This window comes from Flavobacterium sp. MMS24-S5, from assembly GCF_050320125.1.
Taxonomy (GTDB): Bacteria; Bacteroidota; Bacteroidia; order Flavobacteriales; family Flavobacteriaceae; genus Flavobacterium; species Flavobacterium tyrosinilyticum.
Genome location: NZ_CP190016.1, coordinates 777,849 through 802,890 on the forward strand (window position 1 = coordinate 777,849; position 25,042 = coordinate 802,890).

23 protein-coding genes are annotated in these 25,042 nt (G+C 35.2%); 9 read left to right on the forward strand and 14 right to left on the reverse strand.

Features of this window, described 5'->3' with window-relative positions:
- Positions 1-116: 116 nt before the first annotated feature.
- On the reverse strand, positions 117-752 hold the full coding sequence (locus ACPWTF_RS03325) for an SDR family oxidoreductase (RefSeq protein WP_427874389.1): 636 nt from the start codon (positions 750-752) through the stop codon (positions 117-119).
- 101 nt (positions 753-853) lie between these two features.
- On the opposite strand from ACPWTF_RS03325, the gene ACPWTF_RS03330 reads away from it, so the two are divergent.
- Positions 854-1,267 (forward strand): winged helix-turn-helix transcriptional regulator, encoded by a 414-nt coding sequence (locus tag ACPWTF_RS03330; RefSeq protein WP_427874390.1) that lies wholly within the window; start codon positions 854-856, stop codon positions 1,265-1,267.
- Positions 1,268-1,384: 117 nt separating this feature from the next.
- Here ACPWTF_RS03330 and ACPWTF_RS03335 read toward each other — a convergent pair whose 3' ends face one another.
- Positions 1,385-2,116 (reverse strand): hypothetical protein, encoded by a 732-nt coding sequence (locus ACPWTF_RS03335; protein WP_427874391.1) that lies wholly within the window; start codon positions 2,114-2,116, stop codon positions 1,385-1,387.
- A 352-nt stretch (positions 2,117-2,468) separates the two neighbouring features.
- Here ACPWTF_RS03335 and ACPWTF_RS03340 point away from each other — a divergent pair, with 352 nt between their 5' ends.
- Positions 2,469-3,773, forward strand: coding sequence for an MFS transporter (locus ACPWTF_RS03340; protein ID WP_427874392.1), 1,305 nt, complete (start codon positions 2,469-2,471; stop codon positions 3,771-3,773).
- A gap of 222 nt (positions 3,774-3,995) precedes the next feature.
- On the opposite strand, the gene ACPWTF_RS03345 is transcribed toward ACPWTF_RS03340, so the two are convergent.
- The 10 genes from ACPWTF_RS03345 to ACPWTF_RS03390 form a co-directional block, all read right to left on the reverse strand.
- The gene (locus tag ACPWTF_RS03345) at positions 3,996-4,244 is read right to left on the reverse strand and encodes a hypothetical protein (protein ID WP_427874393.1); all 249 of its coding nucleotides are present in this window, start codon (positions 4,242-4,244) and stop codon (positions 3,996-3,998) included.
- Positions 4,222-4,737 carry a hypothetical protein gene (locus tag ACPWTF_RS03350; protein WP_427874394.1) on the reverse strand — a complete coding sequence of 172 codons (516 nt, stop codon included), beginning with the start codon at positions 4,735-4,737 and terminating at the stop codon, positions 4,222-4,224. Before ACPWTF_RS03350 ends, ACPWTF_RS03345 begins: the two co-directional genes overlap by 23 nt.
- Positions 4,738-4,951: 214 nt before the next feature.
- The gene (locus ACPWTF_RS03355) at positions 4,952-5,830 is read right to left on the reverse strand and encodes a glycoside hydrolase family 3 C-terminal domain-containing protein (protein ID WP_427874395.1); all 879 of its coding nucleotides are present in this window, start codon (positions 5,828-5,830) and stop codon (positions 4,952-4,954) included.
- Positions 5,827-7,401, reverse strand: coding sequence for a glycoside hydrolase family 3 N-terminal domain-containing protein (locus ACPWTF_RS03360; protein ID WP_427874397.1), 1,575 nt, complete (start codon positions 7,399-7,401; stop codon positions 5,827-5,829). Before ACPWTF_RS03360 ends, ACPWTF_RS03355 begins: the two co-directional genes overlap by 4 nt.
- Positions 7,402-7,522: 121 nt before the next feature.
- The gene (locus ACPWTF_RS03365; protein WP_427874398.1) at positions 7,523-8,413 is read right to left on the reverse strand and encodes an alpha/beta hydrolase; all 891 of its coding nucleotides are present in this window, start codon (positions 8,411-8,413) and stop codon (positions 7,523-7,525) included.
- 13 nt (positions 8,414-8,426) lie between these two features.
- On the reverse strand, positions 8,427-9,467 hold the full coding sequence (locus ACPWTF_RS03370; RefSeq protein WP_427874399.1) for a nucleoside hydrolase: 1,041 nt from the start codon (positions 9,465-9,467) through the stop codon (positions 8,427-8,429).
- A gap of 126 nt (positions 9,468-9,593) precedes the next feature.
- Positions 9,594-11,906 (reverse strand): glycoside hydrolase family 3 N-terminal domain-containing protein, encoded by a 2,313-nt coding sequence (locus ACPWTF_RS03375; RefSeq protein ID WP_427874400.1) that lies wholly within the window; start codon positions 11,904-11,906, stop codon positions 9,594-9,596.
- A 12-nt stretch (positions 11,907-11,918) separates the two neighbouring features.
- The gene (locus tag ACPWTF_RS03380; protein WP_427874401.1) at positions 11,919-13,670 is read right to left on the reverse strand and encodes a TonB-dependent receptor; all 1,752 of its coding nucleotides are present in this window, start codon (positions 13,668-13,670) and stop codon (positions 11,919-11,921) included.
- On the reverse strand, positions 13,628-13,900 hold the full coding sequence (locus ACPWTF_RS03385; RefSeq protein WP_427874402.1) for a hypothetical protein: 273 nt from the start codon (positions 13,898-13,900) through the stop codon (positions 13,628-13,630). The genes ACPWTF_RS03380 and ACPWTF_RS03385 overlap by 43 nt, the downstream gene beginning before the upstream one ends.
- An 80-nt stretch (positions 13,901-13,980) precedes the next feature.
- The gene (locus tag ACPWTF_RS03390; RefSeq protein WP_427874403.1) at positions 13,981-14,175 is read right to left on the reverse strand and encodes a hypothetical protein; all 195 of its coding nucleotides are present in this window, start codon (positions 14,173-14,175) and stop codon (positions 13,981-13,983) included.
- 397 nt (positions 14,176-14,572) lie between these two features.
- Between ACPWTF_RS03390 and ACPWTF_RS03395 the strand changes: the two genes are divergently transcribed.
- Positions 14,573-15,319 (forward strand): NrtR DNA-binding winged helix domain-containing protein, encoded by a 747-nt coding sequence (locus tag ACPWTF_RS03395; protein ID WP_427874404.1) that lies wholly within the window; start codon positions 14,573-14,575, stop codon positions 15,317-15,319.
- Positions 15,320-15,412: 93 nt separating this feature from the next.
- On the opposite strand, the gene ACPWTF_RS03400 is transcribed toward ACPWTF_RS03395, so the two are convergent.
- Positions 15,413-15,700, reverse strand: coding sequence for a M28 family peptidase (locus ACPWTF_RS03400; protein WP_427874405.1), 288 nt, complete (start codon positions 15,698-15,700; stop codon positions 15,413-15,415).
- Complete coding sequence (locus ACPWTF_RS03405; protein WP_427874406.1) at positions 15,684-16,886, reverse strand: M28 family metallopeptidase; 1,203 nt, start codon at positions 16,884-16,886, stop codon at positions 15,684-15,686. The genes ACPWTF_RS03400 and ACPWTF_RS03405 overlap by 17 nt, the downstream gene beginning before the upstream one ends.
- A 340-nt stretch (positions 16,887-17,226) precedes the next feature.
- On the opposite strand from ACPWTF_RS03405, the gene ACPWTF_RS03410 reads away from it, so the two are divergent.
- The 6 genes from ACPWTF_RS03410 to ACPWTF_RS03435 all read left to right on the forward strand — a co-directional run bounded on the left by ACPWTF_RS03410 (position 17,227) and on the right by ACPWTF_RS03435 (position 25,035).
- Entirely contained in the window at positions 17,227-17,814 is a 588-nt protein-coding gene (locus tag ACPWTF_RS03410) for an RNA polymerase sigma factor (protein ID WP_427874407.1), read from the forward strand.
- A 222-nt stretch (positions 17,815-18,036) separates the two neighbouring features.
- A complete protein-coding gene (locus ACPWTF_RS03415) occupies positions 18,037-19,080 on the forward strand; it encodes a FecR family protein (protein ID WP_427874408.1) in 1,044 nt (347 codons plus the stop codon).
- Between the two features lie 179 nt (positions 19,081-19,259).
- A complete protein-coding gene (locus ACPWTF_RS03420; RefSeq protein WP_427874409.1) occupies positions 19,260-22,175 on the forward strand; it encodes a SusC/RagA family TonB-linked outer membrane protein in 2,916 nt (971 codons plus the stop codon).
- Positions 22,165-22,641: a hypothetical protein gene (locus tag ACPWTF_RS03425; protein ID WP_427874410.1), complete on the forward strand. Its 477-nt coding sequence runs from the start codon at positions 22,165-22,167 to the stop codon at positions 22,639-22,641. The genes ACPWTF_RS03420 and ACPWTF_RS03425 overlap by 11 nt, the downstream gene beginning before the upstream one ends.
- Positions 22,642-22,652: 11 nt before the next feature.
- A complete protein-coding gene (locus ACPWTF_RS03430; protein ID WP_427874411.1) occupies positions 22,653-24,023 on the forward strand; it encodes a RagB/SusD family nutrient uptake outer membrane protein in 1,371 nt (456 codons plus the stop codon).
- A 64-nt stretch (positions 24,024-24,087) separates the two neighbouring features.
- Complete coding sequence (locus ACPWTF_RS03435) at positions 24,088-25,035, forward strand: ABC transporter ATP-binding protein (protein ID WP_427874412.1); 948 nt, start codon at positions 24,088-24,090, stop codon at positions 25,033-25,035.
- Positions 25,036-25,042 lie beyond the last annotated feature (7 nt).

Here is a 25,042-nt window from a genome sequence, read left to right on the forward strand (position 1 = left end):
AATCTTCAATGATTTCGGCTTATCCTTTTTTTACTGAGCCAGTTTAGCCATTGCCTCGCCTATGGCAGCAGCATACTTTTTTGTTTCGCCTACTGGTATGTCAAACTGGTTTTTCTCTACCAGAAAAGCTCGTCGGCTACTTCTGATGCCGGAATACCATCAGCCCCGCCTATTTCGGCAGAAAATTCGGTATTTACCAAAGGCGGATACACTTCATAGATCTGAACATTTTTCTGCTCTTCATAGGTGTATCGCAAAGCCATTGTGTAACTGTGCAGAGCTGCTTTGGTAGCACCATAGGTAGGCAGAAATTTATGGCTTCCATAAACCGCAAGCGAAGAAATATTCACAACGGCCGCAGCTTCTTTTTCCAGCAGATGAGGCATCATCAATTCTGTAAAATGAATAATAGCAATATAGTTGACATTCATCTCAATTTTTGCCTTTTCGTGGGCATTGGCGGTTTCGCTCAATAAATAGGCAAAAGCGGCACCTGCATTATTGATTATGATATTGACATCGGAATGATAGTTTTTTAATTCATCTGCAACACGGATCCTGTCTGCCTCAGATGCAAAATCACCCTGAATTCCGACTGCACCGGGCAGTTCCTTTAATGCATTTTGCAAACGCTCTTCGTCTCTTCCGTTGATGATGATGCTATTGCCTTCGGCGGCTAATTTTTTAGCGATGGCCAAACCAATTCCGGCACTTCCGCCAGTTATAAATACTGTATTCCCTTTTGTCTGCATTTGTATATTTCTTTAAATTGTTGTAAATTTGCTTGCAAATTGCAAGTACAAATATACAAAACCACTTTCGTTTTGCAAGCGAATTTTTTAAATTTTTTTTTATGGCAGAAAATAAGAAGCGTTCCGACTGTCCCGTAAGCCAGTCGTTGGATATTTGGGGAGACAAATGGTCACTGCTGATTGTGAGGGATTTAATGTTTGCTGGACAGTGCACTTATGGCGACTTTCAGAAATCAGACGAGAAAATAGCCAGCAATATATTGGCTTCACGACTTCAAATGCTGGAAGAAAGCGGGATTATCAAAAAAGAGCCTCATCCAGAAAGTAAATCCAAAGTTTTATACAAACTCACTGCGAAAGGTATCGACCTTTTGCCGCTGATGATTGAAATCAATTTATGGGCGGAAAAATACTGCAGCATCACGCCTGAAAGAAAGGCACTAATCCAAGAGGTGAAAAAGGATAAGGAAGGGTATATAAAAATGTTTTCCAAAAAATTGAAAACTCTGGTTTAATTTGAAGAAAATCAGCAATTGGAATTGACTGCAATTATATTGCAAAATACTAAATGAGCTGGGGCATAAAAATGACCCAGCTCAAATATTGAGATGATTACTATTGAACATTAGAAATTAATTTACTTTTTCCATTATCATTTTATTTTTTCCCATATCAATTTCCTGTTTCAAAAATTGATTGGTTTGGGAATCAATATAATAAGTATTTATCGTTTTGTTTTGCGAAATACCATCTGTGACAGTAACAATCCACACCGATTTTCCAGCAAGGAAACCTTTTTTGGTGTTCGTTATATTTGCTTTAAGAATTGCAGCTTTTGTGACAAGATTATAGTCAAAAATAGTTATTTCTGTTTTATAATTTTCTTTTAGCGGAAGCCAGCGGATTATTTGAGGATAAATATTGCTGTCAAAAAAGCTTCCTATTGTTTCTTCTTTAATATCTATTTTTTTGTTATCCTTTTTATCGAGATAATAACCAGTTGTTTGTTTCCCGAAATTAAGCTCTATGTCTCTTTGGGTGTTGACAGAAGTATGTTTTACAGGGTTTAAGTTAGGAAGTTCCGCTACAGTTTCATCAACCCAGTCCGGCATATTTTTCATTTTTACCGTCGTGGTTACTTTTATTGTGTTTTTTGTTTTAGCGATTTTAGTAAATACCTTTCCAATTTCAATTTTTGCAGTATCACGAACTGCAAACCAATTCATTTCATACTCTTCATTTTTAATTAGTTTCTTAATAATTTCATTGTGATCAGGGGACTGTGTTTTTTCTTGGGCATTTGCAGTAAAACATAATAAAAAAAGGCCTGCATAAAGAAGAAATAAGGATTTCATAAATTTCATATAGAATATTTTTATGTTAGTTGGTGTGCGAAAAGGAATAAATGTTACAGCAGGCTGATTTTTAATCTATTATAATAACACATAAAAATCACTAAACATAGTAAACCTAGGGCCAAACAATCTTAATTTCAGGGCCACCACTTCAGAATTTGAAAAGTCAATACGTGCTTCGACATTTATCCGTTTTATTTTGTGGCTTACCCGTTTAAAAATGCTCAGCAAAGTGAAAAAGTTATATATTGATTATTCATTCTTACTTATGAACGCAGACGGAAAACAATTTAACTGGAAAAACAATTCTTTCCTGTTGCTTTTGAATTCGTATATTCGGCCTTTATTTTGAAAAAAGAGAATGATTGCAAAATTGAATGAAAAAAAATCCTATCCATGGATTGTTGTCGGCCTGCTATGGTTTGTTGCTTTATTGAATTATTTAGACCGGCAAATGCTCTCCACTATGAAATCAGCGATGATGGATGACATTCCTGAATTGGCTAAAGCTGAAAATTTCGGACTTTTGATGGCAGTTTTCCTTTGGATTTATGCGCTTATGAGTCCTGTTTCTGGAATTATAGCAGATCGGTTTAACCGAAAAAGAATCATTATAGGCAGTCTTTTTATTTGGTCTGGGGTGACTATGGCAATGGGTTATGCCACAACTTTCAATCAGATTTATATTTTGCGCGGCATTATGGGTTTTAGTGAAGCCTTTTATATTCCGGCTGCCTTATCCTTAATAGCAGATTACCATCAAGAAAAAACACGCTCTTTTGCAATTGCGATTCATACCACTGGAATTTATTTAGGACAGGCGCTCGGTGGTTTTGGAGCCACTATTTCTAAGTATTTTTCCTGGCATTTCAGCTTTCACTCCGTAGGCTTATTCGGTGTGCTTTACAGTTTAATACTGATATTTTTTATACAAGAAAAGAAAACTTACTTTTTAGATCCTAGAGAAAAGTCATCTGTCCGCTTTGAATTCAAGCAGATGTTCAAAGGATTGGGAATATTATTCGGTAATATCTCCTTTTGGGTTTTGCTCTTTTATTTTTCTGCACCAAGTTTACCAGGCTGGGCGGCCAAAAACTGGTTACCCACCTTATTTACTGAAACTTTACATTTGGACATGTCTCTGGCGGGGCCAATTGCAACGGTAACCATTTCCATGTCTTCCTTTTTTGGCGTTTTAATTGGAGGTGCCATTTCAGACAGATGGGTGATGAAACATCTTAAAGGAAGAATTTACACTAGCGCTATTGGATTGTTTCTTACCATCCCGGCATTATTTTTATTTGGCTATTGCTGTGACATAACCGCTATTGTTTTTGGCGCTGTCCTTTTTGGACTTGGATTTGGAATATACGACACCAACAATATGCCTATTCTTTGTCAGTTTGTTGCTCCCCGATACAGGGCTACGGGATATGGAATTATGAATTTTGCAGGTATTTCAGCCGGAGCTATTATTACAGAGTTTTTAGGAAAAGCCGCTGATAATGGAGGAATGAGACACGTTTTTGTTCTACTGTTATTTGTAGTGCTTACTGCCATCGTTTTACAGCTGGTGAGCCTTCATCCAAAAACTATTGATATGATTGATGAGAGTGAAGCGACAGGGTTTCAATCTAAAAAAGAGACAAATTTGGAAATTAAATAAAATTACATTCTTTTATAATAACCTAATTTTAAACATAAGGTAAGCCAAAATCATTCTTACTAATTAAAATAACAAGAGACGACCTGATGGCCGTCTCTTGTTATTTTATAAAAACACCTATTCTAGAATACTGCCAGCTTCCACTTTTTAGTTGTATTTTGACAATCGGGTTTGTCAAAAAACAACAGCCTCGCGCTACCCCCTTTTTACAGGAAAGGCTTTCTATTTATCATGTTTTCTGTTTTCCATAAAAGATACTAAATTCGTTATTGAGCATGGAGAGAAAAACTTCTTATCTGAATCTGGATCAACTGTTCCATTTGAGACAATCCCAACAAGTAAACCATTTTCATCTACTAATGGAGCCCCACTAAGTCCTCCGAATTTCTCTGGCACAAGAATATCTTTTAATAAAATGCGATTTGAAATTGTTTTATAATATTCAAATTCATATACCCTTTGAGGTTCCATTTTCCATCGTTCTGGTCCAACCCACAACATATAATTTTTCTCCCTGAATTAAAGGAGTATTTCTTATTTCCAAAGGTATAATACTGGAAGAATTTTGCTTTATGGAAAATACCAGCCAATCATTATCATAAGTTGACTTGGCTTCCAATAACTCAGACTTGTCTTCATTTAATAATTTATCACAAATTACAATTTCGGACTTATTGTTTAATGGGTATAATATCCAATTTTTAATATAGCTCTCCAACGACAGGGTTGTCATTTTTTCGGGCTTAATAATCTTAAGTATATGTTTTGCTGTTACAGCAAATGTTTCATTGTTATATTTTATAAGAAAGCCACAACTAAATTTTGGCTGGTCATATTTCGGGTTTATAAATTCGATTCCGTTCACCAAAGCGATTTCTTTAAATATTTTATTTGAAGAAATCTCTTGTCCGTAGCAGCCTGCTATCCACAAAATCGCAATAGCAGAAAAAAGTTTAAATTTCATAATAGTACCAAATTTAGATTTCACTATCAGCCAATGCAAAACTTCCTTTTCTTGTATGCTGAGTTTCAAATATAGAAAAACAAATGTTATAAATGATAGAAGAGATTCACAAAAACAGAATCGGGATCATTATAAAATACAAGCCCGCTTCAACCAAATAAAAAAAACCGCCTTGAAAAAATCAAGACGGCTTTCAGAAATAACTAACTAAAATTTATGGTTTAAGCTCTGTAAACTTCGAATCTAATTCAAAAGCTTTCTTCACTTTCTCCACTGTAATTTCTTTTTCAACCGAAAACGATGCTGTTTGTTTAATATTTAAAGAAGAAGCTCCTACAAGTACTTTATACTCGCCTGCTTCTGCAATCCAAGCACTTCTGTTTTCTAAGAAAGAAGCCAGATCTTTTGGCGATAAAGTCAAAGTCAACGTTTGGCTTTCACCCGGTTTTAATTCTTTTGTTTTTCCAAAAGATTTCAATTCTTCTTTCGGTTTATCAATTGATTTTGAAGGTGCAGAAAGATACAACTGCACTACTTCTTTTCCTGCCACTTTTCCAGTGTTTTTTACCGTAACAGAAACAGTCAATTTATCCTTGAAAGTTGGAGAACTTAATTTAACTCCTGAATATTCAAAAGTTGTATACGAACTTCCAAATCCAAATTCGTAAGAAGGTTTAATGTTGAACGTATTGAAATAACGGTATCCAACATACACGCCTTCTTCATAAGTTACTTCTTTCGGATTATCAACTGGAAATCCTGGGAAATTTTTCGCTGAAGGCGTATCTGAATATTTCGCTGGGAAAGTCATCGTCAATTTTCCAGAAGGATTTATTTTTCCAGAAACTACATCTGCAACAGAATGTCCGCCTTCCTGACCTGGCTGCCAAGCTAATAAAATAGCATCTACTTTATCTTTCCAAGAAGCTGTTTCGATAACTCCGCCAATATTTAAAATAACGACTACTTTTTTTCCTTTAGCATGAAAAGCTTTTGATATTTTATCCAGCATTTGAATTTCTTCATCAGCCATATTAAAATCATTATTGACAACTCTGTCCCCGCCTTCTCCAGAATTTCTTCCTAAAGTCACGAAAGCAATTTCGGAACTTGCTGCTTTTTAGCAATAAAAGCATCGTCCATTTTTAGTTCTGGAAGTCTTTCTGGCAAAGCCAAAATTCCTCTTGCTTTTCTGTTTTCTAGTTCAGCTGCCACTTCTTTTTCAGCATGCGGTTTGTACAAATCAACCAACTCTTTATCTAGTTTGTAACCCGCCGCAGTTAAACCTTCTAAAAGAGAAACAGTGTGTTTGTTATTCACACTTCCGCTTCCTGTTCCTCCTGTAATCCAAGCGTAAGAAGTAACTCCAAATACCGAAACCTCTTTTTGTTTGTCTGCAAAAGGCAAAGCATTGTTGGTATTTTTAAGTAAAACCATTCCTTCTGCAGCCGCATTTCTGGTTACTTCAGCATTTTTAGTCAGGTTTGGTTTATCGCTGTATTTGTATTTAGCGAAAGTCGGCGTACGGAAAACGTATTCTAAAATCCTTTTCACGTTTACATTTGCCACTTCTTGAGATAATTTGCCAGAATCTAAGGCAGCCAACAACGCTTTTTTCTGAACTGGAATTCCTGGCATCAATAAATCATTTCCCGCAATCATCTGCTGTACAACATCAGAGTTTGAACCTTTCGAAATCGATTCAAAACCTGGAAAACCACCAAACCAATCTGTCATTACAATTCCTTTAAAACCCCATTCGTCTCTTAAAACTTGAGTTAAAAGGTCTTTTCTGTCAGACGTGTAAGTTCCGTTTAATTTGTTGTAAGAAGACATCACTGTCCAAGGCTGCGACTCTTTAACCGTGATTTCAAAACCTTTTAAATACAATTCTCTAATTGCTCTTTCAGAAACATGAGCATTGATGGTTAAACGGTTACTTTCTTCATTATTTACAGCGAAATGTTTAATTGAAGTTCCAACGCCTTGCGACTGAATTCCATTTACAATTGCCGCAGCAGTTTTTCCTGAAATTAAAGGATCTTCAGAATAATATTCGAAATTTCTTCCGTTTAATGGATTTCGGTGGATATTCAAAGCTGGCGCTAATAAAACATCCACACCGTATTCTTTTACTTCATTCCCCATTGCTTTTCCAACTTCTTCCAAAAGCGCTTTATTCCAAGTTGAAGCTAAAGCCGTTCCAACTGGAAATGCCGTTGCATAATACGTTTTAGAATCATTTTCTCTTGTTGGTGCGATTCTTAATCCAGCTGGACCATCGGCAACAACCGTTGCAGGAATTCCGAAACGTTCGAAAGCAGCCGTTCCTCCCGCTGCTCCAGGAACCAAACCTTGTTTAGAATCTCCAACAGGACCAGTCAAAACTTCGATTCCCGGCATTCCGGTTCCAATCAAAAGTTCCACTTTTTCTGCATTGGTCATTTCTTTGATGATGGCATCAATTCTTTGATTAACCGAAAGACGTGTATCTTCCCAAATATCTAATTTCCCGTTTCTGTTATAATCGGTAAATGTGAATCCTTTAATAGTTAAAAGCGGTGGATTTGTTTCGTCATTCGGAACAGTTTTCCAAGACAAATTAGAAAGCACTAACGCCGTCAAAAGCGTAATTTTTCCTGTTTTTATAATTTTATGTTTCATAATATATAGTTTTTAAAGTCTTTTTTTTCACGCAGATCTAGACAGATTTAAGCAGATTTAATTAAAAAAATCTGCCTTTATCTGCTTAAATCCTTTTAAATCTGCGTGAAACCTTCAATATTTATTTAGATAAAAATCCTTCTAAAGAAAGCCATTCTTCAAAACGGTTTTCCCATGAATCAACTGGCAGATTTTGTTTTCCAGTTCCAAAACCATGTCCGCCTTTTGAATATATATGAAGCTCAACAGTCTGTCCTGCTTCAAGCCATTTATTATACATTTGAATACTTCTTGGAGCCAGTTTTAATTGGTCATCACTCGCGGCACATACAAACATTGGAATCTTTTTTTCTGGTGCCGGAACACTCAAAAGCTCTGGTCTTGGTCCGCCGTAAATATTCGCTACAAAATCTGGAAGCTGTTCTGCTTTATTATCCAAAACGGTTTCCATCGCCACCGTACTTCCTGCCGAAAACCCGATTATACCGACTTTTTTAGTGTCAATGCCATATTTAGAAGCATTTGTTCGAACATAATTCAGCGCATTTTTCCCGTCTTGAGCTGCCAATTGAATAGTTGCCAAAGAGTTTTTTTCAAAAGCGGCTCTGTCTTTCAATTTGTCCATCATTTCTCTTGCAGGATCGTTGGTTTCGGTTTTATTAAGACGGTATTTTAAAACAAAAGCAGTAATTCCTTTTTTGCTTAAAATTTCTGCTAATTCTTTTCCTTCCCTATTGATGGATAAACTTTGAAAACCTCCGCCTGGAGCAATGACAATGGCTGTTCCTGTATTTTTAACTCCTTTTGGAACTTGATAAACTAATAAGGAGGGATCTGTTACATTGTAAACAACTTCAGTTTTAAAAAGATCGGAATACATTTGAGCTTCTTTTTGTGTCCAGTTTTCAGATCCAGGCGCTTTTCCTTGGTATAATTTTATGGTTTCTTGTGCTGTAACAGAAGTTCCTAATAATAGAAATCCCGTTGCTAAAAATGTGTATATTAATTTCATAATAGTTTGATTGTTATTTAGTTGTTTTAAACAGTTGCAGTTTGGCAAAGAAATCTTCAAACATCAATCGTGTATCTAATTGATTGTAAACCCGAATATTTCTTCCGTTATGATTCGTTTCATAAAGACCCTGCGCATTAATTAATGGTGAAGATTTTAAGACATAAGAGCTCGAACTCGGATCTGCCTCAAAAGAAGATTGCAGCGCCGTTAATAAAACTAACGGACTGTCTCCCATAATGTAAGTTTCGCCAATATGAAGATTGAATTGCTGTACTCTTTTCATCAGACTTTCTATTTTTTCTGAAAGATATTCTCCCGTTTTTCCTTGCGGTTTTACTTTTAGCAACAATTCAGAATACGACAATAAAGTCTGGCGATACGCATTTCTTGGAATTTGCCAAATTGGAATTTTTGAGTCATTAAAAACGACTTGTCCTGCCGTAATATCAATTCCTAAATTGTATTCTAGCGGCGTATATCCCGGCGGTGGCGTTGCTAAATCTGTGTATTCCGGACCACCAATCCAAACCAGAGTAAGACGATTTGCAATTTTAGGTTCTAGTAAATAAGCGCTTGCAATTTCTGTTAAACCTGCACCACAAAGTACATAAAGCGGTGTTTTTACATCGTCGCGCATAGCTTCTTTTACAATTGCCTTTGCGCCTTCTGAAATATTTGGTGTTTTAGTATCTTTCAATTGTAAATTGGAACCTTCATAAACTGGAAAAGCGTTTTGAAGTTTCATTACTTCCAAAAGTTCTTTTACTTTTTTAACCGCATTTGTGGCAGTTTCTGAAGAAGAATCAAAACCATCTCCCGGTTTTAAATGCGAACCAATTATTCCTCTAATTTCTGCCGAAGGCGATAAGATTTGATGCACCAATTGAAATAATCCGTCGGGATCTCCGCTAAAATCATTGTCGACAATAACACGCATTCTAGGCACTACCAAATCTTTTGAAAATGAATTTTTAGCTGTTGATTGGGCTTGTGAAACGAATCCTGTCCATAATGAGAATATCAGGATTAGTAAATGTCTGTATCTTTTCATAAAAGTTCTTTTTAATAAAGTGATTATGCCTCTTGTGTGGTTTCTCGCAAAGTCGCAAAGACGCCAAGTTTAAAAACTTAAAAGAAAAAAACTTTGCGCCTCTGCGTCTTTGCGAGATTAAATCAATTACTTCTTTTTATAAACCTCAGTACGGGCATCTTTGATAACCCCTTTCCAGTTCAATCCAAAAGCAAAATCATAGATATTTCCCTCACTGTCTTTATGCGGAATCATATCATAAGGAACGTCTTCAAATTGTTTTTCTACCGTTTCCATGTTCGCTGGCATTTGAACTGGAAGTAATCCTGAAGGTTCTGATTTTCCTGAAATAATATCTAAAACAGCTTGAGAAGAAACTCCGAAATTCAACACAATTCCGTCAACCTGTTTTTCGAATTCATTGAAAATCATAGGTTTTGATGCCGTAACCGAAACAATAACCGGTTTTCCATTCATCATATCTTTGGTATCGAGAATCGTTCTCAAATCCATAGTATTGGCAACGGTAACCGTTTTGTTTTTATAAGTTCTGTCTTTAATCGTTGGATCAATTACCTGATCTCCGGCTGCGATGCTTTTTGTTCTGGCTTCGGTTGCTGTGTATGTTCCGTATTGAAGTGAAATTGGCACATAACCGTTGCTTCCGTTTTGTCTGTCTTTTAAATCATAACCGCCTTCTAAACTCTGCGGACTTGTTACAAAAACAATCGCGAAATCGGCTTTCGAAGGATCTTCTGTAACATTGTAATATTTCTTAACCAATTCTAGATTTACTGGATATTCCAGTTTTGGCTGGCTCGCAACGCCCCACCAGTCTTTGGTTGAAGCCGTATAGATTTTCGGAATAAAAACGGTTTTCTTTTCTTTTACTGGCAAAACCGCAGCTTTGTTTTTCAACAACACAACCGATTTTAACTGTGCATCATAACCTGCTTTCATAAACTCAGGATTTCCGACAACCGCTTTTGTTTCCTCAACATTTAAATATGGATTTTCAAAAAGTCCAACTCTAAAAATGTTTTTCAATAAACGAACTGCTGATCTTTCAAATCTGGCTCTCATAAAAGATTCTCCAAATTCTTTAACTCCCATTTCATAAGCAGCCAAAACTGGTTTCTTATCATTGTTCCCGCCAAACTGATCTACTCCGGCAATAATCGCTTTGTAATGTCTTTGATCGATTGAAAGATTTTCAACTCCCCAAGGTTTTCCTGCAAATAAATTTGGTGTTTTTCCTTCGTCACCCGTTACTAACCAATCGGTACAAACTACGCCATCGTAACCGTATTTATCTCTCAATAAATCGGTAATGATATATTTGCTGTAACCGTTGGCTACATTTTCATTGTATTTTTTATCCTGATCAAAAGTGATCGTGTAATAAGGCATTACTGCCGAAGCTTTACTGGTTTTTCCTTTCAATTTGAAAGCGCCATTAATAAACGGATCAATGTGCTGTTGTAAATTATTTCCTGGATAAACCGCAAATTTTCCGTACGCCCAATGCCCATCGCGTCCGCCTTCTTCAGCACCGCCACTTGGCCAATGCTTTACCATGGCATTTACACTTTTATAACCCCAACCGTCTTTGATTTCGTCTTTTCCGTATGAAGTTTGAAATCCGTCGATATAAGCTCTTCCCATATCTCTGGTTAAAGCTGGGCTTTCGCCGAAAGTCATCGAAATTCTGTACCATCTTGGCTCAGAACCCAAATCGATTTGAGGAGACAAAGCCGTTGCAATTCCTAACGCACGATATTCTTTTGCGGCAATTTGTCCAAACTGTTCTACAATTTTTGGGTCAAATGTGGATGCCATTCCCAAACCGTCTGGCCACATCGAGATTGTTCCTCCCGCTCCTGCGTTAAACTCAGACGTAACATTTGCCATGTGACGCGGATCTGTACTGGTATTACTTGGAATTCCAAATCCAATTCCTTCTACAAAAGCCTGCATTTCATTGTTCCATAAAGCGGCTATTTCTGGCGTTTCGACACTGGTAATCAATACATGTCGAAGATTATCATCTTTCAGAAATAACTTTTGCTCATCTGTAAGCTGCCAAGGTTTAGCACCGCTTTCAGCAAAAACTTTTCCATTATAATGCCCTGCTCTATATCCGTCTGCAGGAGCAGGAAGTGCTTGATGACGACTGTAAAGCATTAATCCTGCGATTTGTTCCACCGACATTTTTGAAGCTAAATCTTTGGCTCTTTCATCTGCCGAAAGGCGCCAATCTTCATATTTATCAAGCTTTCCGTTTTTATTTAAATCTTTAAATTTCTTTCCGTTAACGGTTAGAATTTTGATGCCAGATTCGGAAGAATATCCCAAATCTGCACCTTTGTTATTTTTTACAATCGTAAAGTTTCCTTGCTGTGCCTGCATAGTAACGCTTAGAAAAAAAGCGAAACCGGCAGTTATGATTATTTTTTTCATGCGAAATAAAATTTAGAATCTGAAATTAAGAGAAGCTTCTAAAGTGAATGGTCTGATGTAAGATCCAACCAAAAGCTGATCGTAATAAGCCGAAGCATCTGTAATTAACTCCGCTCCATTGATTGTTCCTTTTGCTCCTGTTTGATTTAAGAAGTTTACCGCAGTTAGACCAATATCAAAATGATTGTTTATTTTGTAGTTTACACCTCCAAAAGTTTCCCATCTTGGTGCGAAAAACAAAGCATTAGTTTGATTCGCATATTGTTTACTGAAATAGCGGAAACTAGCCCAGAATTTGAAATCTTTGTACGTATAACTCGGATCGATTTCCATTAATACTTTAGAGATTTCTAGAACATTTTTGTCGTTGTAAGAATAGCTATTTCCAAAAGCATTGAAATCGTAATTTTTATAAACAGGATCTTGAAACGTAATTAAATAATGCAGATTAAATCCTTTGAACGGTGAAGTCACAATGTCTGTTGTCCAGCCTATAGTCTGAATATCATAGAAAACTGTTGCTACTTCTGACTGGCTTGCATTTGATGGATTTACTAAATTTAATCTTGCCTGATAATTATTTCTTGTCAAATAAGTTGCCTGCGATACAACACTGAATTTTTCATGATTGAAATATAATCCAAAAGCTCCTAAAGGGCTTTTAGTTTTTGCCAAATTAGGCTCCACAGCTCCAGAATAACTCTCTAACTGTCCATTTTTTTCTGTATAGGTAAAGTCTGCAAGAATTCCTGCTCTTTTGGTTACTTTGTAAACTGCATTTATAGACCCTCCTAAATGAAACCAATTGTTATCAAAATAGGTTTTCTGACTTGGGTCAAATACTAAATCTGGCGTTCTTGGTGTTAAATAATAGTCTCCTTTTAATTTGTGGTATCTTAAATTAACACCATAAGCCAAACTAAAACGATCATTAACGGCCCAGTTATCAGAGAAATATCCAGATAATTTATTTTCAAAACCATTGTGGTATTCACCTCCAACGTTGTAATTGTAAAATCCGTCGGCGTCTGTATTTGAAGTGCCGCCTGGCGTATTACGAACCAATTTATCTGGGTTTGCACTAACTGTTTGGTTAAAGAATGATCTACTCGATGTGAAGTCATCAACTTGATAATAGTATTCTGTAATACCAAATCTCCATTTGTGTTTTTCTACGCTTTTTGTAATTTCAAATCGAGATAAAGCCGTTTTTGTAGGCGTTCCGTCTGTGTATAATCCCAACATTGAGTTTACATTACCAACGTATGCATTCCCGTTTGATTTGTAAGTGAAATTATCTGCTGCAGTAGCTTGAAAAATCCCAAGCGGAATTGCGATTAACTGAGATGCTTCTGCATAACGAAAACGAGTCGAGAAATTTAACTTCCAATCATTTGCCAGATCATAATTTCCTAAAATGTCGAAGGTATGCGAAGTTGATGCAGCGTCACTTCCTCCCATATCAGCAAATTTAGTTTCTCCCGTTAGTATATCTTTAAACTTCATGATTCCGTCATTAACGATATACGAATCACGTCCGATTTTAAAGTCATTGTATTCTTCTACTTTTCCTCCTTCTTTGTATCTAAAAACAGCATAATTGGTTAAAGAAGCTGAGTTGGCATATTTATATAAAAAGCTGATCTGTCCTTTTCCGTTATTGAATTTCTTGGTTAAACCTGCTCTGTAAATTTGTGTTCTGTCTGAATACTTAGCAAATTTTAAATCAAATGAATTTGGATCAAAATTGGCATAGGCGCCCATTGTGTACGACCATCCTTTGGCCAAAGCTGCCCAGAAACATTTAGGTCGCCTTTCATCCATCCGAAACTTGAACCTGAAAAATTCCCCACGACTTCCAGTTTATCTGTTCCGAGTTTGGTATAAGAATTAACGGCAAAACCTAAATCTCCGGTTGTAATTGCAGCTTCTCCGATTTTTAATAAACCTGTTCGCCCCAAACTTGTACTTTGTCTCCAAGTACGGTTTGGCAACTCTGGCCAGAAATAATATACTACTGGTAAATCATTTTCTTGAATGGTAATTCCTCCAACTGTCGAAGGTAAACCAATATTTACATCACGCGGCCCGTATTGTTGGCTGCGTTTAGCATTACGTTTCTATTTTTTTCTTCTTTGGTGTCTGATTCTACAATTTTGGTCGTCTTTTTAATCGAATCTGTGGCTTGTTGTTTTTTATCTTCTTGTGAAAAAGCTTCAGAAGCTGGATAAAATGCCAAACAAATTGTGGCAATAATTAATTTTTTCATGAGTAGTTTAAGTTAGGTTTTTTGTTATGAAATTTTCATTGCTTCATAATGAAGCAATATTAAATACAATTTCTCAAATCAGCAAATTAATGATGCTATTATTTTCATTATCGCATTAAAACCCGCCTATAAATTCCATAAAAACAACAAATAAAGAGATATGCATAAATTGTCAAATAAACACTTAAAACAAACTACCTCGTTTGCGTAAAGAGCCGTAGTTATTGAAAAAAATGATCGAAGAGAAGAAAAGACTTGAAAATGATTTTAAAAGAAATTTTAAAAAAATATCACCAATAGTTAATTTTTTGTGACGATGCCAAAACTGTCAGAAAAAATTTAAACAATTTGACTTGTAACTATTAAAAGGTTTAAATTTGAAGCTAATTGTACCCTTATGGATTTTAAAAAGTTTCTCGAAAATGAGTCTAAAGAGGCTTGGAAAAAATATATTCCGACACTTTCTATTGACAGCGTTATTTTTAGTTTTCACCAAAATTCTCTTCATGTTTTGCTTTTAAAAATGAAAGACATGGAATCTTGGGGACTTCCTGGCGGTTATGTAAAAAAAACAGAAAATGTCGATGAGGCAGCAGTTCGTATATTGAAAGACAGAACAGGAACTGAAAATATTTACCTGCACCAATTTCATACTTTTGGAGATCGCAATCGTTCTGAAGACGCTTTCGCTGAATATGCTGATGATATTTGGTACAAACAGCGTTTTATATCAATTGGGTATTATGCTTTGGCAGAACATTCGCAAGTAAAATTGGTAATTGATGAGTTTTCTAGTACCGTTGAATGGTGTTCTATAGAAGATCTTCCTGAATTCATGATGGATCACAGACTGATTTTTGACAAAGCATTAATTACACTTCGCGAGCAATTGAACAATCATCCTATTGGCTATAACCTTCTCCCTGAGAAATTTACAATGCCTGAACTTCAAAAATTATATGAAGGTATTTTAGGTAAAAAATTAAATAGAGGCAATTTTTATAGAAAAATTTTGCGTTATGATATTCTAACAAAATTAGATGAATCGCGAAAAGGCGGAGCACATAAAGCGCCCGATTTGTATAGTTTTGACTTGGAGAAATATAATAGTGCTCTTAAAGAAGGATTACAAGGAAACTGGTAATCACATTCTTTCCTCTTTTATTTCACAAAAAAAAGTCCTAATCAAATTAGGACTTTTTTTATGATTTATTTCGATACTGAAATTGGAATAAATTTATTGTTTTGATTTTTTAGGCGGCAAAAATTTAGGTCTTTCTGGGTTATTAGATAGTATCCATCCTGTTCGATACATCCACTCTGTCATTTTATGCAGTTTTGCAAAATCTATATTTTCAGATTCATCCATTGGGGTGTGGTATTGACTGTGAAGTACACTGGTAAAAAAAACGGCAGGTATTCCTTTTTGCGCATAAGGAACATGATCAGATCTAAAGTAAAAGAATTCAGGATGTTCTGGTCTATCCCAAAGTTTATCGAATTCAAATTTAGGTACCTTCGTCATTCGCTTTTTTGGCAGCATTTACCAAATCAGGAGAATTTTGATGCGGATCAGTAGAACCTAAAAGTGCTGCTTGATTAATATCATTTCTTCCAATCATATCTCCATTTAATACTGCAATAATATCTTTTTCAGGCACTGTCGTATGTGATGCATACCAGTTTGAACCTAATAATCCGCGTTCTTCTGAACCATGAAATACAAATAAAGCAGATCTTTTTCCGGGCTGTTTTTTAAATGCTCTTGCAATCGCGAGCATTGCCACACAGGTACTTGCATTATCATCTGCTCCATTGTAAATAGAATCCTGACCGTATTTTTGTCGTACACCGTCGTGGTCTTGGTGGCCGCTAAAAAGAACATACTCATTTTTTAATGCAGGGTCTTTTCCGTCTATTTTTCCAACAACATTTACAGATGGGTATTTGTAAGTTTCAGAAATTACTTCAGCTGACAAATAATCTTTTGTGTTTTTTAGAAAATCAATTTGATCATTATGAACCCAAAAGGCAGGCATTCTAGCAGGTACAGGCATTTTTTCACGATAACCTTCAATTCCGTACACTCCTCTCTTCATCTGTGGTTCGACTTGAGACCAGCATTCTTCACCAAATTGATCTGCAATTATAATTAAAGCCGCAGCTCCCCTTTGAGCTAAATCTTCATAATATTTCTGTTTGACAAACCCAGGATAACGTCGGTCAAAAAGCGAAATATTATCTGAAATTCCATCTTTCGAAGCTATTAAAACAACAGCTTTTCCTTTTACCTCTATTTTCCTAATTTCTTCTGTAGAAATTTTTCCCAAATAGAGCAATGGTGCTTCAACTTTATTGGTTGTGGTTTCGGCTACTAAAACGTCAGTCCATAATTTAAATTCTTTTTGTCCAATTTTAAATTTGGTGTAATTGGTAACCTGATGTCTATACAAATCGAAAAATTGAAAAAAAGTGCCATCATCTCCTGCGGGAGACATTCCGGCTTGTTTTGCTTTTTCTGCCAGCCAAACAGATACCTTTAATTCGTCTAAAGTGCCGGCTTCCCGTCCATTAAAATGGTCTCCTGCCATTTGGTACATATCTGTTTTAAGATCTTTTACCGTAATTGCATCAACTAATGGCTTTTTTACTGTCTGCGAAAAAACCGCATGGCAACATAAACTAAGTAATATAAATAACTTCTTTTTCATAATTAAAATCAAATTAAAGAATTAAGATAATTTTCTTGCAAAAAAAGAAGGGCTTGAAAAAAGACAAATCTATACTTTTTATAAATATCCTTTAATATAAAATACTTTTTTTATTGTATTTTATTCAATTCTCAATTAAAACAAGACTTAACCTACAATAATTTAAATACAGTTCTGAAACAGGATTGAATCTTATGCAAAATTGAAACGTTTATTTTTACAATAATTTAATATTTTATTCATAAAATAGTAAAACAGTATTTTTGAAGGCATATTATAGATAAATAATCTTTGTTTGAAAAAAAATAAATAATATTGCTGAATTGATTGTTACTTAAACATGGCTCAAAATTCAAATATTGACGAAAAAAAACTTCTTTTTGAGTTATCTCAAGGAAGTGAGCTTGCTTTTACAACGGTATACAACCAGTACAAAAATATTGTTTACTCTACTGCTTTAAGAATTACCAAATCAAAAATTTTATCAGAAGAAGCCGTTCAGGATATTTTCTTGAAGATATGGCAAAATCGTGAAAGTGTAGCAGAAATAGATCATTTTGAAAATTACATTTATATTATCTCACGCAATCATTTGTTTAATTCTATCAAAAAAATTGCAAGAGAAACTAATTTCGCATCAGAAATTAATCTAAAAGATGCCGGCTTTATTGATACCGATACTTCAATTAAAGATGAGCAGTACAATACTATTTTAAATCAGATTGTTGAGCAGCTTCCTCCGCAGCAGCAAAAAGTATATAAAATGGCTAAACTGGATGGTTTAAGTCATCAAAAAATTGGCGAAAGTTTAGGCATTTCTACCGATACTGTTAAAAAACATATGGCTCAAGCTCTAAAATTTATACGTCTTAAAATTTCTCCGTACATGAATATGTTCATGACGCTTCTTCTATTTTTTAAATTTTAGATTAAAGTTTTTTCTCTCAAAAAGGCCTCATTGGCTATTATTTTACCTTTTTTTTACCTTTTTTTCACATTTCACTACTCCCTCCCCTTTTTTAAATGGTCTTTATAATAAAGAGACATATTAAAACACGTTCTTATCCCTAAAATCAGAAGGGCTGAAAAAAAAAAAAAGATAACCCAATCTACCGTTTACAAACAAGTACTAATTTAATTTACTAAACCAATGCAGCAAAAAAAATTCGAAGAGTTATTTGAAGGCTATCTGCAGAATAATCTATCTGATGCAGAGCAGCAGCAAATGATGGAAATAATTCAGCAGGGAACCCATGATGATTTTCTAAAAGAAAAACTTCATGATATGCTGAAAAACGATTACGTTACTGAAGTAATGGATAAAAAACAAGGAGATGATATTCTAAATTACATTTTATCTAAACCGCAAAGCGAATCTAAAGTTTTGAATTTAAACCCTAAGAAAAGAAGCCGCAAAACAGTTGTGAAATTTGTCTTTGCCGCAGCTAGTATTATCGCTTTGATCGCTATTGGTAATTCGTTTCTTTTTAAACAAAAAACACCTCTGCCTGCTCCAACTATTCAACAAGAAGTTATAGCAGAAAATGCTTTAATTGACTTCAGCGGTAAGCAATTAGTTCATCTTCCTGATGGCAGTACAGTTCTTTTAAATGACAACAGTAGTCTAAAATACGATCAAACTTCTTTTAACGGTAAAACTCGTGAAGTAACCTTGACTGGAGAAGCTTTTTTTGATATTAAACACAATGACCAAAAGCCATTTATCGTACATACTGGAAAAGTGCAGACTAAAGTTTTAGGTACGGCTTTTAACATCAATGCTCGAAATTCTTCTAATAATATTGAAGTTACGGTTTCCCGCGGTAAAGTTCAAGTTGGAGACACAGAAAAGATTTATGGTGTGATTACTCCTAACCAGCAGATTAAAGTCAATAAAACTACTCTAGACTATCAGCAAAATACGATTAGTGCCGCCATTGTAACCGAATGGAAAAACAATTATCTGATTTTGGACGATATCAATATGGCTGAAGCGGTTTCTTTAATTTCTCAGAAATACAAAGTTTCGATTTTATTGGATAATGAAAAGATTAAAAACTGCCGAATAACTGCAAGTTTCTTAAATGAAGAAGATTTAGATCATGTTCTAAAAGTAATCTGCAGTGTTATTGAAACCGAATATAGATATAACAAAGCTGGATTTATCACTATTGATGGAAAAGGCTGCGAATAAAAATAGATAGAGAAAAAGCCGACTAACCTCCTACTTAGAAAGCTTCTTAAAATTAAATATTAACCTTTAAAAACAGAACCATTAACCAAAACTAAATTAAAAAAGCCATCCAGCTCCTACACCAGATGGCCGAGATTTTTAACAATTAATCCAGTAACCATTAAAAAACAAGCAAATTTATGAAATTACGCTGTAAAACAACCATGTTTGACAGTGAAAAGAATTCGTCTTTTTTTCACTTGTCAAAAAAAACCATTATGATTATGCGAATCAGTTTATTCCACATTTTCTTGCTGACGTGCGGTACTCATATGATTTTTGCTACCGAGATGAGCGGCCAGAATCTAGAGTCTATATCTGTTGATATTGAACTTCATAATCAGGATATTAAAACTTTATTTAAAACAATAGAGAGTAAAACGGGATTACTATTTGCTTATCAGCCGCAAATCATAAAAGATTTTCCAAAAGTGACTACACCGAGAGGACGCCGAAGTGTTAGTGATATTTTGAATACCGTATTTCAAGGCAGTAATTTAGTCTACAAACAAGTAGACAAAAATGTCGTGATCTACAAAAAAGAAACTCCTAAAGCCATTGCAAAAGAAGATGACAGCGAAGCAAACTACATGCTTAGCGGTAAGGTTCTAGATGAAAACGGACAACCTTTGCCTGGAGTATCTATTGCTTTAGTTGGAGGTAATAAACAAGGTGTTTCAGACTTTGATGGCCAGTTTTACATCGAATTGCCTTCAGGAAAACACGTTTTGAAAGTATCTTATTTGGGCTATAAAACGCAAGAAGTGACGGTACAGAATCAAACTTCCATTACTATCAAAATGCAGCCCGATCTAGCTAAACTAGATGAGATAGTCGTGATTGGTTATGGTACAACAACTAGAAGAACTTCTACAGGATCTGTAGTAAAGATCACTTCTGAAGATATTGAAAAACAACCCGTAACCAATATTCTACAAACCCTACAAGGAAGAACTCCCGGAGTATTTGTAACGCAGACTTCTGGTTATGCAGGAAGTGATATGAATATCAGTATCCGTGGTAGAAATTTCATTGCAGGCAATAACCTCCCACTTTATATTGTTGATGGCGTACCATATATTGGAGATGACATTAAAGAACAAGTGCAAGATCAAAATGTTATTAGAGGTGCTCAAAAATCAACAAGCCCATTAAACATCATTAATCCAAATGATATAGAAAGTATCGAAATCTTAAAAGATGCAGATGCAACAGCAATTTACGGTTCCAGAGGTGCCAATGGCGTTGTTCTTATCACTACTAAAAAAGGAAAAGGCGGTAAAACAGAATTTACTATCACTACCAACTCTGGAGTTTCGGAAGTAGCACATATGGCCAAAACTCTAGATACTCCTACTTATCTAAACATGCTTCAAACGGCTTTAAACAATAATGGCGATGTTGCTGATGTTGATAGTAATGGTATCGCTATTACAGATTGGGACCCGAATGCTTATACAAATTGGCAGAAAAAATTAATTGGAGGAACAGCTAATTTTAATAATTACTCGGCTTCCTTAAAAGGCGGAAACGAAACAACGAGTTTTCTTTTAAGTGGTGCTTATCATAAAGAAACTACTGTTGTACCTGGGAATTTCAGCTACGATAAATTCTCTACTAACTTTAATGTCAATCACAGTACCTTAGACAGAAAATTAAAAATAGGCGCTTCTGTAATTTTTGCAGTAGACAATAATAAACTTCCATTTTTTGATATCACAACTTATGCTGTGGGTACTGCTCCTAACCGTCCGTTATACAATGCGGATGGAAGTTACTACTGGTCACCAGACTATTTTAGTGATATAAATCCTCTTGCTGCTTTAGAAAAAAGAGTAGATGACAAAGGACTTAACTTAATTACTAGTTTTAGTCTTCAATATGAAATTGCAAAGGGACTTTCTTTTAAAACAGATTTAGGATACGGAAGAGCTCAAATGCAAACCAAGCAATTTATGCCAGGATCTGCAACCAATCATGCTTATGCTGAAGCAAATGACCAGAGTTTAAACTTTCAAAGATCTTATACTGTTTCAACCAATAATACGAATAATTTCACTGTTGAACCTCAGCTTAATTACACAACAGAATTATGGAAAGGAAACTTAACAGCACTTGTTGGAGGTTCATGGCAAAATAGAAAATCAGAAATGCCTTCTTATGTTAATTCAAGTGGTTACAGCGCAGACAATTTAATTGGAAATCTTGGAACTGCAGAAAGTATAACGGCTAATAACGGAAGTGTAGAATACAAATATATATCACTTTTCAGCAGACTTAACTACAATATCCAAAATAGATATATTTTAAATGTTAACTTTAGAAGAGATGGTTCTTCCCGATTTGGAGCTAATAATCGTTTCGGAAATTTTGGTTCTGTAGGTGCTGCATGGGTATTTACTCAGGAAAAATTCTTAAATAATCTTTCATGGTTAAGTTTTGGAAAACTACGTTCGAGTTATGGAGAAATTGGAAGTGACGAGATTGGAGATTATCAATATGCCGAAACTTTTGACACGCGTAACTACGGTAACGGAAATGCTTCTATGGCTGCCGCTAGAATTGCAAACCCTAACATAAGATGGGGATTAACTAAGAAATTTGAAGCAGCACTTGATTTAAGTTTCCTAAATGACCGTATTTCTTTTACGGCGGCCTATTACAAAAATACGTCGAGCAATCAATTGGTAAATTATACGCTTAGTGCACAAGCAGGATTTACAACTTATACAGCAAATTTACCAGCTGAAGTTGAAAATAAAGGTTGGGAATTTACCCTTGGTACAACCAATATTCATACTAAGAATTTAAATTGGTCAACATCGTTTAACATCTCAACCAATTCTAACAAATTAGTATCATTTCCAGGTATAGAATTCACCAGTTATTACTCTCAATACGTTGTTGGAAGACCTTTAGGATCTAGATATCTATATAATTTTACAGGTGTCAATGCTGCTGGTATTGCGCAGTTTGAAGACGTAAACGGAGACGGAAGAATCTCAACTGGATACGCTGATACTGGTAGAGGCGATAGAAAATATTATGGTCCGTAACTATCCACAGTATTATGGCGGTATTTCTAACACCATTAGCTATAAAGCCTTTACCCTTGACTTTTTATTTCAATTCGTAAAACAAGATGGTACCACCCTGATGTCAAGTACCGGAGCACAACCAGGTTACCCTTACGGTACTGCAAATTTTCAAGTGGATGAGTATAATGATTATTTAGCACAAGGAAATGTTTTAAGTTCAGGATATCAAAATAGTTTTTTCAATTATTTAGGATCAACTGCTTCTGTTGTTGATGCATCATACATTAAACTTAAAAATGTAAGTGCCTCTTACCAAATTCCTTTAGATGAGGCAACAAAGAAATACTTGCAGAGTATCCGCCTTTCTATTCAAGGACAAAACTTAGTCACTTTTACTAAATACAAAGGTCTTGATCCTGAAACGCAGGGATTGGCATTGCCTCCATTACGTACAATCACATTTGGAACTCAGTTTACATTTTAAATCTTAAAATCATGAAAAATATTTCAACTAAATATACCTATATATTTTCGTTTTTTCTTTTATTAGGAATTACGAGCTGTGATGATGCTCTAGATGTAGATCTTCCAAGTAATCAGCTGTCATCAGAAACCGTATATGCCTCAGATCCAACAGCTGAAGCAGCTGTAAATGGAATTTACCAAAGTATGGTTACCGATTTTTTTTATAACAGAGTTCATTCTCTTCTCGGACAAACCGCAGACGAATTAGTGCCTAGAACTGGTATTGCCAATTTGTACAGTTCGAATGAAATCCCAGAAACTGATGGAACGATAAACACTAACTGGGGTGAATTATATAAAACGATTTATAATGCTAATAATGTTATTGAAGGAGTTTCTAAAAGTACTTCTCTTAGTGCAGTTAAAAGCAGACAATGGATTGCAGAAGCCAAATTCTTAAGAGCATATTCTTATTTTTACCTGACTAATCTTTGGGGGAATGTTCCTCTAGTACTCACTACAAATGTAGATGTGTCGGCTCTATTGCCCCAATCTTCTCAAGAAACTGTTTATGCCCAGATTTTGCTGGACTTAACAGATGCATCAAAAGATCTTCCAACAGATTATAAAAATTATGATCAGGAAAGAATCAGAGCTACAAAATGGGCGGCAGAAGCTTTATTGGCAAGGGTAAATCTTTATTTAGGAAGATGGAGCGAGGCCGCAGCCCATGCAACTACAGTAATAAACCAGACAGCAACTTATAAAATAATTACTGATTTGGGAGATGACAACAGTCCGTTTATTGCTGATAATGACGAAGCAATCTTGCAAATACCTTATTTTAATGTTTCGTACACTTATGAAGGATCTTCTGTATTTACAACTGGCGGTACTTTTTTATTAAGAAAAGGAAATTCACTTTTTGAAACTGGGGATGCTAGAAAAACAAATTGGACAGTAGACATTAGAGATAGATTAGGCGTATTTTTAGGCATTGCACCTTATAAATATCAAAACGGATTTGGAGATTCTCCTGTAGAACGCTCTACCGTCCTGAGATTGGCAGAACTTTATTTAATTAGAGCCGAAGCTAGAGTAAGATCTAATGATATTACGGGAGCACAGCAGGATATTAATGTTATTCGAAATAGAGCTTTATTGGGTAATACCTCTCTGACAGATACCAATCAGTTATTAGATTTAATTGCTCTAGAAAGACAACGCGAGTTCTTTGCAGAAAACGGACACCGATGGCTAGACCTTAAGAGAACTGGAAAACTAGATGAAACACTCTCCGTTTTATCTGATAAAATCTGGAAAAGTACAGATAGTTTATATCCTATTCCAGAACCTGCTATTCGTTCTAATCCCTTTTTAACCCAAAATTCAGGATACTAAAAATTAAAAATAACGCAAGAATGTGTTTTCAGTAAAAATACATTCTTGCGATTTTAAAAACACTATGGAAACAACAATTGTAAGAGTTGAGGATTTGTCGCATCAATACAGTAAGGATTGGGCAATACAAAATATTAGTTTTGAAATTAAAGAAAATAGAATTTTAGGTCTTTTAGGATCTAATGGTGCAGGAAAATCTACTACAATGAATATTCTTTGTGGTGTCTTAAACCAGACCAGCGGCAGCATTTTTATTGATGGAATTAACCTGAAAGAAAACCCAGTTGAAGCCAAAAAATTAATTGGCTTTTTACCACAAACACCACCTTTACATTTAGATTTAACAGTAGATGAATATTTAATTCACTGTGCAGAACTGCGTCATGTAAAGAAAGAAGATTTAAAAAATGCTTTAGAGAAAGCCAAAGAACAGTGCGGCATTTCACATTTCAGCCATCGATTAATTCGAAATTTATCTGGTGGTTACAGACAACGTGTAGGCATTGCTCAAGCTATTATTCACGAACCTAAATTAGTAGTTTTAGATGAACCAACAAACGGACTTGATCCTAACCAGATTTTAGAAGTTAGAAAATTAATCAAAAAAATATCCAAAGATAAAGCGGTTATTTTCTCTTCACATATTCTTTCTGAAGTTCAAGCAACTTGTCAGGATATCAGAATGATTGAAAACGGACACATGGTTTTTGCTGATACGCTTGATGCTTTCAACAACTATATCGAAGCAGATAAATTAACAGCAAGTTTTGAAAATCCGCCAAAATTGGAATCTTTAACAGCTATTCCGGAAGTAACAAATGCTGTATTTCTTTCTCCTAAAAAAGTGCAGATAACATTTGAAGGAACGCAGGAAGTGGCAGAAAAAATCGTTTCGTTAAGCGTTCATAACAATTGGAAATTACGTGAAATTCAATTCGAAAAAGTTTCATTAGACGAAATCTTCGCCCAATTATCTAAAAAAGCCCCATCTAAAAACGCTATTCCTTCTTAAAAACTAA

Bases quoted from the DNA above. Each gene is read 5' to 3' on its own strand.
- ACPWTF_RS03340 (WP_427874392.1), top strand. From the start codon at position 2,469: ATGATTGCAAAATTGAATGAAAAAAAATCCTATCCATGGATTGTTGTC.
- ACPWTF_RS03425 (WP_427874410.1), top strand. From the start codon at position 22,165: ATGGTCCGTAACTATCCACAGTATTATGGCGGTATTTCTAACACCATT.
- ACPWTF_RS03360 (WP_427874397.1), bottom strand. From the start codon at position 7,401: ATGAAACATAAAATTATAAAAACAGGAAAAATTACGCTTTTGACGGCG.
- ACPWTF_RS03345 (WP_427874393.1), bottom strand. From the start codon at position 4,244: ATGGAACCTCAAAGGGTATATGAATTTGAATATTATAAAACAATTTCA.
- ACPWTF_RS03330 (WP_427874390.1), top strand. From the start codon at position 854: ATGGCAGAAAATAAGAAGCGTTCCGACTGTCCCGTAAGCCAGTCGTTG.
- ACPWTF_RS03350 (WP_427874394.1), bottom strand. From the start codon at position 4,737: ATGAAATTTAAACTTTTTTCTGCTATTGCGATTTTGTGGATAGCAGGC.
- ACPWTF_RS03435 (WP_427874412.1), top strand. From the start codon at position 24,088: ATGGAAACAACAATTGTAAGAGTTGAGGATTTGTCGCATCAATACAGT.
- ACPWTF_RS03415 (WP_427874408.1), top strand. From the start codon at position 18,037: ATGCAGCAAAAAAAATTCGAAGAGTTATTTGAAGGCTATCTGCAGAAT.
- ACPWTF_RS03380 (WP_427874401.1), bottom strand. From the start codon at position 13,670: ATGGGCGCCTATGCCAATTTTGATCCAAATTCATTTGATTTAAAATTT.
- ACPWTF_RS03365 (WP_427874398.1), bottom strand. From the start codon at position 8,413: ATGAAATTAATATACACATTTTTAGCAACGGGATTTCTATTATTAGGA.
- ACPWTF_RS03430 (WP_427874411.1), top strand. From the start codon at position 22,653: ATGAAAAATATTTCAACTAAATATACCTATATATTTTCGTTTTTTCTT.
- ACPWTF_RS03410 (WP_427874407.1), top strand. From the start codon at position 17,227: ATGGCTCAAAATTCAAATATTGACGAAAAAAAACTTCTTTTTGAGTTA.
- ACPWTF_RS03395 (WP_427874404.1), top strand. From the start codon at position 14,573: ATGGATTTTAAAAAGTTTCTCGAAAATGAGTCTAAAGAGGCTTGGAAA.
- ACPWTF_RS03405 (WP_427874406.1), bottom strand. From the start codon at position 16,886: ATGAAAAAGAAGTTATTTATATTACTTAGTTTATGTTGCCATGCGGTT.
- ACPWTF_RS03370 (WP_427874399.1), bottom strand. From the start codon at position 9,467: ATGAAAAGATACAGACATTTACTAATCCTGATATTCTCATTATGGACA.
- ACPWTF_RS03335 (WP_427874391.1), bottom strand. From the start codon at position 2,116: ATGAAATTTATGAAATCCTTATTTCTTCTTTATGCAGGCCTTTTTTTA.
- ACPWTF_RS03325 (WP_427874389.1), bottom strand. From the start codon at position 752: ATGCAGACAAAAGGGAATACAGTATTTATAACTGGCGGAAGTGCCGGA.
- ACPWTF_RS03400 (WP_427874405.1), bottom strand. From the start codon at position 15,700: ATGACGAAGGTACCTAAATTTGAATTCGATAAACTTTGGGATAGACCA.
- ACPWTF_RS03375 (WP_427874400.1), bottom strand. From the start codon at position 11,906: ATGAAAAAAATAATCATAACTGCCGGTTTCGCTTTTTTTCTAAGCGTT.
- ACPWTF_RS03390 (WP_427874403.1), bottom strand. From the start codon at position 14,175: ATGAAAAAATTAATTATTGCCACAATTTGTTTGGCATTTTATCCAGCT.
- ACPWTF_RS03420 (WP_427874409.1), top strand. From the start codon at position 19,260: ATGAAATTACGCTGTAAAACAACCATGTTTGACAGTGAAAAGAATTCG.